At 67.3% G+C, this 6,474-nt stretch carries 5 protein-coding genes; 4 read left to right on the top strand and 1 reads right to left on the bottom strand.

Translation table 11 applies throughout. The features are described 5' to 3' along the window. Window positions 1-333 precede the first annotated feature (333 nt). The 3 genes from ACFWO8_RS10640 to ACFWO8_RS10630 all read left to right on the top strand — a co-directional run bounded on the left by ACFWO8_RS10640 (window position 334) and on the right by ACFWO8_RS10630 (window position 4,442). Window positions 334-1,686 carry a wax ester/triacylglycerol synthase family O-acyltransferase gene (locus ACFWO8_RS10640; RefSeq protein WP_378947507.1) on the top strand — a complete coding sequence of 451 codons (1,353 nt, stop codon included), beginning with the start codon at window positions 334-336 and terminating at the stop codon, window positions 1,684-1,686. Between the two features lie 44 nt (window positions 1,687-1,730). Beyond that, window positions 1,731-2,849 carry an NAD(P)H-dependent flavin oxidoreductase gene (locus tag ACFWO8_RS10635; RefSeq protein WP_378947504.1) on the top strand — a complete coding sequence of 373 codons (1,119 nt, stop codon included), beginning with the start codon at window positions 1,731-1,733 and terminating at the stop codon, window positions 2,847-2,849. A 153-nt stretch (window positions 2,850-3,002) separates the two neighbouring features. Beyond that, a complete protein-coding gene (locus tag ACFWO8_RS10630) occupies window positions 3,003-4,442 on the top strand; it encodes a threonine/serine exporter ThrE family protein (protein ID WP_378947501.1) in 1,440 nt (479 codons plus the stop codon). A gap of 9 nt (window positions 4,443-4,451) precedes the next feature. Here ACFWO8_RS10630 and ACFWO8_RS10625 read toward each other — a convergent pair whose 3' ends face one another. Further along, the gene (locus tag ACFWO8_RS10625; protein ID WP_378947498.1) at window positions 4,452-5,225 is read right to left on the bottom strand and encodes a GntR family transcriptional regulator; all 774 of its coding nucleotides are present in this window, start codon (window positions 5,223-5,225) and stop codon (window positions 4,452-4,454) included. Between the two features lie 297 nt (window positions 5,226-5,522). Between ACFWO8_RS10625 and ACFWO8_RS10620 the strand changes: the two genes are divergently transcribed. Further along, window positions 5,523-6,359: a hypothetical protein gene (locus ACFWO8_RS10620; protein ID WP_378947495.1), complete on the top strand. Its 837-nt coding sequence runs from the start codon at window positions 5,523-5,525 to the stop codon at window positions 6,357-6,359. Window positions 6,360-6,474: the final 115 nt, after the last annotated feature.

Raw genomic sequence — 6,474 nt, 5'->3', positions numbered from 1 at the left:
GCCCCCTACCCCCCCATAAATCCTGCGCGGGGCGCCGCGGTCCCCCCGCGCCCCCAACCCCGCGACTTTTTTTCCCCCCCCCAAACACCGGGGGGCGGCTACTGGGGGGGGGGGCCCCGCTTCGTTCTCTTCACCTCCAGCATCCAGTACTGTTCCGCGAATTGAACATTCGGTGAACACCATGGATCTCGTGATGGTCTGGGCGTTCAGCTGACGCGATACCGAACGGCCGGGTAACTTGGGTGTACGGCACGCAGGGGTGCCGTACCCGACAGCGTGGTCGATCGTCTGAACACTGAGCAACGACCCACTCTCGTCAGGGGGCGATCTGTCATGGATCTCATCGCGCCGTTGGATGCGCTGTTCCTGCTCGCGGAATCTCGTGAGCACCCGATGCACGTCGGCTCATTGCAGTTGTTCGAACCGCCAGAGGACGCGGGGCCCGAATATCTGCGCGAGTTCCGCGACACCTTGTTGGCCGACAAGACCGTTCGGCCCACTTTCAGTAAGCGACCTGCCACCTGGCTGGGCGCACCACAGATGGCGTGGACCCAGGATGACGACGTCGACCTGGACTATCACGTGCAGCGCAGCGCCCTACCCGGACCGGGCCAATTCGACCAGCTGCTCGACCACACGTCCACCTTGCACAGCTCGCTGCTCGACCGGCACCGCCCGATGTGGGAGCTGCACTTCGTCGAGGGCCTGGCCGATGGACGCTTCGCGCTCTATTCGAAGATGCATCACGCACTGGTGGACGGTGTTTCGGCCCAGCGCCTCATGCGACGCACGCTCACCACTGATCCGTTCGCGACCGAGCTCATGCGGCCGTGGAACCTGCCGCGCAAGATCGGTCCCGCCCGCCCCGGCAAATCCCGGCTGGGCGGGCTGATCGACTCGGTCACCTCGGCGCGCTCGTCGACCACCGCGTTGATCAAGGCGACCCGCACCGGTCTGCTGCAACAGCAGCTCACCCTGCCGTTCGAGGCGCCGCGCACGCTGTTCAATGTGCCGATCGGCGGTGCCCGCAAGTGCGCGGTGCGCAGCTGGTCGATGGATCGGGTCAAGCAGGTGAAGAAGGCGACCGGCGCCACCGTCAACGATGTGGTGCTGGCGATGTCGGCGGGCGCGTTGCGGGCATATCTGCTGGAGCGCAATGCTTTACCGGACAAGCCGATGATCGCGCTGGTGCCGATGTCGTTGCGCGAGGAAGACGATGTCGACACCCAAGGCGTGAAAATCGCGGCGCTGCTGTGCAATCTGGGCACCGATGTCGCGGATCCGCTGGAACGTCTTCGGGTGGTAAGCGACTCGACGCGCCGCAACAAAGAGGTGTACCGCTCGCTCACGCCCACGCAGACGCTGGCGATGGCCGGGGTGATGTTGAGTCCGCTCGCGGCGATGCTGCTGCCCGGGTTCGCCTCGGTGGCGACGCCGCCGTTCAATATCGTCATCTCGAATGTGCCCGGTGCGCGCGAGTCGCTGTACTGGAACGGCTCGCGCCTGGACGCCACCTATCCCCTGTCGATCCCGCTCGACGGGCAGGCCGTGAACATCACGCTCACCTCGAACGGCGACAACCTCGATTTCGGCCTGGTCGGCTGCCGCCGCACGCTGCCCGACCTGCATCGACTGCTCGATCACCTCGAGGATTCGCTGGCCGCGCTGGAGGATGCCGCGCTGTAGAAATCGGGCATTTTCGACCAAACTAGAACATGTTACAGTTCGGTATGCGTACCGAATTCTGCGAACAGCTCGGCATCGAGTTCCCCATCTTCGCCTTCACCCACTGCCGCGATGTTGTGGCAGCGGTGAGCAACGCGGGCGGTTTGGGGGTACTCGGCGCGGTCGGCTTCACCGCCGAGCAGCTCGAGGTGGAGCTGGCCTGGCTCGACGAGCACGTCACCGGAATCTACGGGGTCGACCTGGTGATCCCGTCGAAGTACGAGGGCAAGGGCGTCGACGGACTCAGCCCCGAACAGCTGGAAAAGCAGCTGGCGCAGATGGTTCCGCAGGGTCATCGCGACTTCGCCCAGCAGATCCTCACCGATCACAACGTGCCCGCGCTGCCCGACGGCGAGCACCACAACGAGCTGCTCGGCTGGACCGCCACCACCGCGGGCCCGCAGGTCGACGTCATCCTGAACCACCCCAAGGCCAAGCTCGTCGCCAACGCGCTCGGCACCCCGCCCGATGACGTCGTCAAGCGCATCCAGGATTCCGGCCGGGTGATCGGCGCGCTGTGCGGCTCGGTCAAGCACGCGATGAACCACAAGGCGGCCGGCCTCGACTTCGTGGTGGTCCAGGGCACCGAGGGCGGCGGGCACTGCGGTGAGGTGTCCTCGCTGGTGCTGTGGCCGCAGGTGATCGACGCGATCGGCGATGTGCCGGTGCTGGCCGCCGGTGGCATCGGCAACGGCGCGCAGGTCGCGGCGGCGCTGGCGATGGGCGCGGCGGGCGCGTGGACCGGGTCGCTGTGGCTCACCGTCGAGGAGGCCAATGTGCCGCCCGCCCAGATGGACACCTACCTCGAGGCGACCAGCCACGACACCATCCGCTCGCGGTCCTGGACCGGCAAGCCGTGCCGCATGCTGCGCAACGACTGGACCGACGCCTGGGAGTCCACCGAGACCCCCGACCCGCTGCCGATGCCGCTGCAGATGATGGTCGCCCTCGACGGCGTCAAGCGCGGGCACCGCTACCCGGAGGCCGCCAAGGACGTGAACTTCAACCCGGTCGGCCAGGTGGTCGGCATGATGAACAAGGTCGAACGCAGCGCCGACGTGGTCAACCGCCTCGTCGAGGAATACGTCACCGCCTACGACCGCCTCACCCGACTCAACGGCTAGCCCGCCTCCCCGCGAACTTTAGCCAGGGCTCAGGTGCGGGGGTAGTTGGCGACGCGGCAAGCTTCCCAGCACTACACTCGGCGTATCTGACCTGCGGGGCGGTGTTCTGTACACCGCCCGCAGCATTGCCCAACGGTTGCGGACGGCGGTGGCATGGGTTCGGAGGAATACGCGAGCAAGACCTGGCAGGTGGCCAGGAACCGAGTGGCCCATGCCATCGCCAAGATCCGCGAGGGATACGCGAAGGCCCCGCCCCGGCCCACCGAGCACGAGCCCGTCGACCCGCCCGTGCCCGCCGACCTGCTGAATCTGCTGTGCCGTATCGGCGTGGCGCTGGTCGGCGCGGACGAGACCTCCGCGCGGGTGCAGGCCATCCTCGACAAGCTGTCTCGGCGCTACGGCACCGACAACATCCACTTCATGGTGTTGCCCACCGCGGTATTCGTCCGGGTACGTGCCGACGAGAGCTCCGCGGTCGACATGCTCGACGCCCGCGTCGGCACCCTGCCGCTCGACCAGATCGATGGCCTCTACCGGCTCATCGACCAGATCGAGCAGGACGCGCCGCCGCCGAGCCAGGCATCGAGGGATCTCGACAAGATCCTCACCCAGAAGCCCGGCAGTCCGCCGTGGCTGATCTTGCTCGGCCAGGTCATGCTGACCGTCGGCGTCGGCATGATGCTCAATCCGGGGGCGCGGGCACTGGTCGGCTATGTGGTGCTCGGCCTGGTCGTCGGCGTGCTGACCCAGCTCGCCGACAAGGTGAAGCTGCTCTCGCTGGCGTTGCCGGTGGTCGCGTCGGTGGTGGTCGCGGTGCTCGCGTACGGCTTTCCCGGCGCGCTCGCCGGCGGGCAGCCGCAGCAGTTGCTGGTTCCCGCGATCGCGACGCTGCTGCCCGGCGCGATGCTCACCAACGGCACGATCGAGTTGGCGACCGGGTCGATGGTGGCCGGTGCCAGCCGCGTCGTCTACGGCATCAACATGCTGTTCTTGCTCGCGCTGGGTTGCTACGTGGGGATCAGCGTGCTCGGACCGCTGTCGGATCCGCCGGTGAGTAATGCCCAATTGGGTTGGTGGGCCCCGTTGCTCGGGGTGCTTCTGATCGGTTACGGACATTCGTGGCGGTCGAGCGCGCCCCAGAACTCGGTGGGCTGGCTGCTGCTGGTCCTCTACATCACCTTCGCGGCACAGGTCCTCGGCAAGCACGTGTCCGGTCCGCTGACGGGCACGTTCCTCGGCGGGCTCGTCGCCGTGAACGCGGCATATCTGATCCAGGGCCGCAAGCACGCGCCACCGCCCCAGGTCGCGTTCCTGCCCGCGTTCTGGATGCTGGTACCGGGCGGGATCAGCTTCACCGGGATTTCCGATCTGGTCACGCACTCGATTTCGGGGGTGTCGAGCGGCGGGCTGGAGGTACTGGTGTCGGCGCTGCTCTCGGTGATGTCGATCGCGCTTGGCGTGCTGGTCGGGTCGGGTCTGGCGACCGCGCACACACCACGGGTCGCCACGATCATCGAGACGGTGGTGCCACACCACCTGCCGTGGCAGCACACCGCGGGCGCGACAACGAAGAAGCCCGACTCAGACAGCTAGCAGGGTAGTTCAGACGGCCGAGCTCAGTGGCACGGTGTGGATCGGTGTCTCGCCGACGAGTTGACCGAAACGGGCGATCACCTTCTCGTGATACAGCGCGAAAAGGTCACCGAACAGGGCGAGTTGGGCGTCGCTCGGCGCGGATTCGGCGTCCCAGACCGCGAGCAGCGCCCGCCAGACGAGCACGTGCAGATCGGGGGCGACGGCGAAGTAGGCGGCAACCGCCTCCGGCACCTCGACGACCATATCGGCGATCGAATTCAGCACCGCGCGTTGCATACTCATCTCGAGCACGCCGAGGAGCTTGCGCACCAGCGCGATCTCGGCGGCGATGATGCGCGCGTGGTCGGGCACGGCGTGGCGCGCCATCGTCTCCAGCTCGTCGACGGCGGCGGCGAGCTCGGCCGGATCGAGCACCTTCTCCCCCGCGGTGTAGGCGAGCAGTGCCTCGCCCACGATGCCGCGCTCCACCTCGACGATGTCGGTGAACATCTCGGCGGCGACCGCGGGCGCGGTGATCGAGAACCGGAACAGGTGCCGGTAGACGTCCATGCCGCCCTCGACCCGCACATCGCGGATGGTGAACCCCTTGCCACGCCGCGCCTCGACGAATCCGTAGGACTCGAGTCTGCCGAGGATGAGCTGGGCGGTGGCGCGGTTCATCCCGAACTCATCGGCGACCTGGCGCACCGACGGCATCAGCTCGCCAGGTCGGTACTCGCCGGTGGCTACCCGGCGTGCCAGCTCATCGGCAACATCGGCGACCACCGTCCGGGATCCCATCGAAAACACCTTTCGGTCATCATCTGGCTACGTCCCAGACAGTTTAGGTGGTGGAACCCCACCCCGCACACACCTGCGCACGCTGTGGGGTGGTTCACGTCACAGGCTGTTCATCCCCCGGAACCGACCGAACAGCCCGTTCGGCAAGCGGTGGGCAACCCGGTGAATGCCGGGGCACGCAAACCCCGAACCACAGATATTTCGCCGGGCAACGCGCACATCTGGATCAGACAGCGGTGTGCGACACCGTGATTGAATACGCAGGCAACTGCGCAGCTAAACATTGTGGGAGGAATTGTGAGAACCACTCGGCTCGCCGCGAGCGCGGTCGCCGCACTCGCCGTGATCGCAGGCTTGTCCGGCTGTAGCGACAACAAGGAAGATCATTCGGCGCACCCGTCGAGCACCACCGCGGCGACGACCACGGCGGGCAAGACCTCCGCGGCGAAGCTGACCGGCACCTCGGCGGCACCACTGCCTTCGCCGAGCCCAACCCATCCGCCGCACCCCGCGCCCCCGCCGCTGCAAGACGTCAACTGTGGCCAGGTGACCGGCGGCAACGGCGCCACCGCCGATGTGATCGTGTTCGCCTCCGACGCGGGCCGGGCCGGCTGCACCGAGGCTTTCAATGTCGTCGCCGACTATCTCGAAGTGCCGCGCACCGGCGATGCGGCGAATGTCGACGGCTGGGTCTGCGAACCACAGCCCGACGCGTCGGTGAAACACATCTGCGTCAATCAAGGCCTGACCATCGGCCTGCGCGGTGACGCGGCACCGGCCGACCCACCGTCACCCGCGCCCAGCCCGATTCGCACGGTCGACCCGACCAAACCCCCGGTCACCACCACCAGCAGCGTTCCGCCCGAACCGGACCCAGGCACCACGGTCGAGGACGTGAACTGCGGCCCGGTCACCGACGCGGGCGGGCACGCGCGCACCGTGATCGCGGTGGGCAACTCCGCGGGTCGCCCCGGCTGCACCGAGGCGATCACTGTGGCCACCACCTACGCCACCACGATCGGTCCCTCCGACGCGATGGTCGTCGACGGCTGGCAGTGCAACGCCCAGCCCGACGCCGCCACCCCATCGGTGTGCTCGAAGGACGGCCTCGTGATCGCATTGCGGGCGAACTGAGCGCTCGGCCGCAATTCAGGAAGTCTTGTAGTCGCGGCCCGCCCGATTCTGGACTGACTGAAGGGTGCGACGAAGGAGTGCCCGTAGGGAGGGAAGAATCGGGGCCCGAAGGGCC

The sequence above is a fragment of the Nocardia sp. NPDC058480 genome, from assembly GCF_042720495.1.
Taxonomy (GTDB): domain Bacteria; phylum Actinomycetota; class Actinomycetes; order Mycobacteriales; family Mycobacteriaceae; genus Nocardia.
Note: the sequence above shows the minus strand (reverse complement) of the source record. Positions and strands in the feature narration are given on the sequence as shown.

Bases quoted from the DNA above. Each gene is read 5' to 3' on its own strand.
- ACFWO8_RS10630 (WP_378947501.1), top strand. From the start codon at position 3,003: ATGGGTTCGGAGGAATACGCGAGCAAGACCTGGCAGGTGGCCAGGAAC.
- ACFWO8_RS10640 (WP_378947507.1), top strand. From the start codon at position 334: ATGGATCTCATCGCGCCGTTGGATGCGCTGTTCCTGCTCGCGGAATCT.
- ACFWO8_RS10635 (WP_378947504.1), top strand. From the start codon at position 1,731: ATGCGTACCGAATTCTGCGAACAGCTCGGCATCGAGTTCCCCATCTTC.
- ACFWO8_RS10625 (WP_378947498.1), bottom strand. From the start codon at position 5,225: ATGGGATCCCGGACGGTGGTCGCCGATGTTGCCGATGAGCTGGCACGC.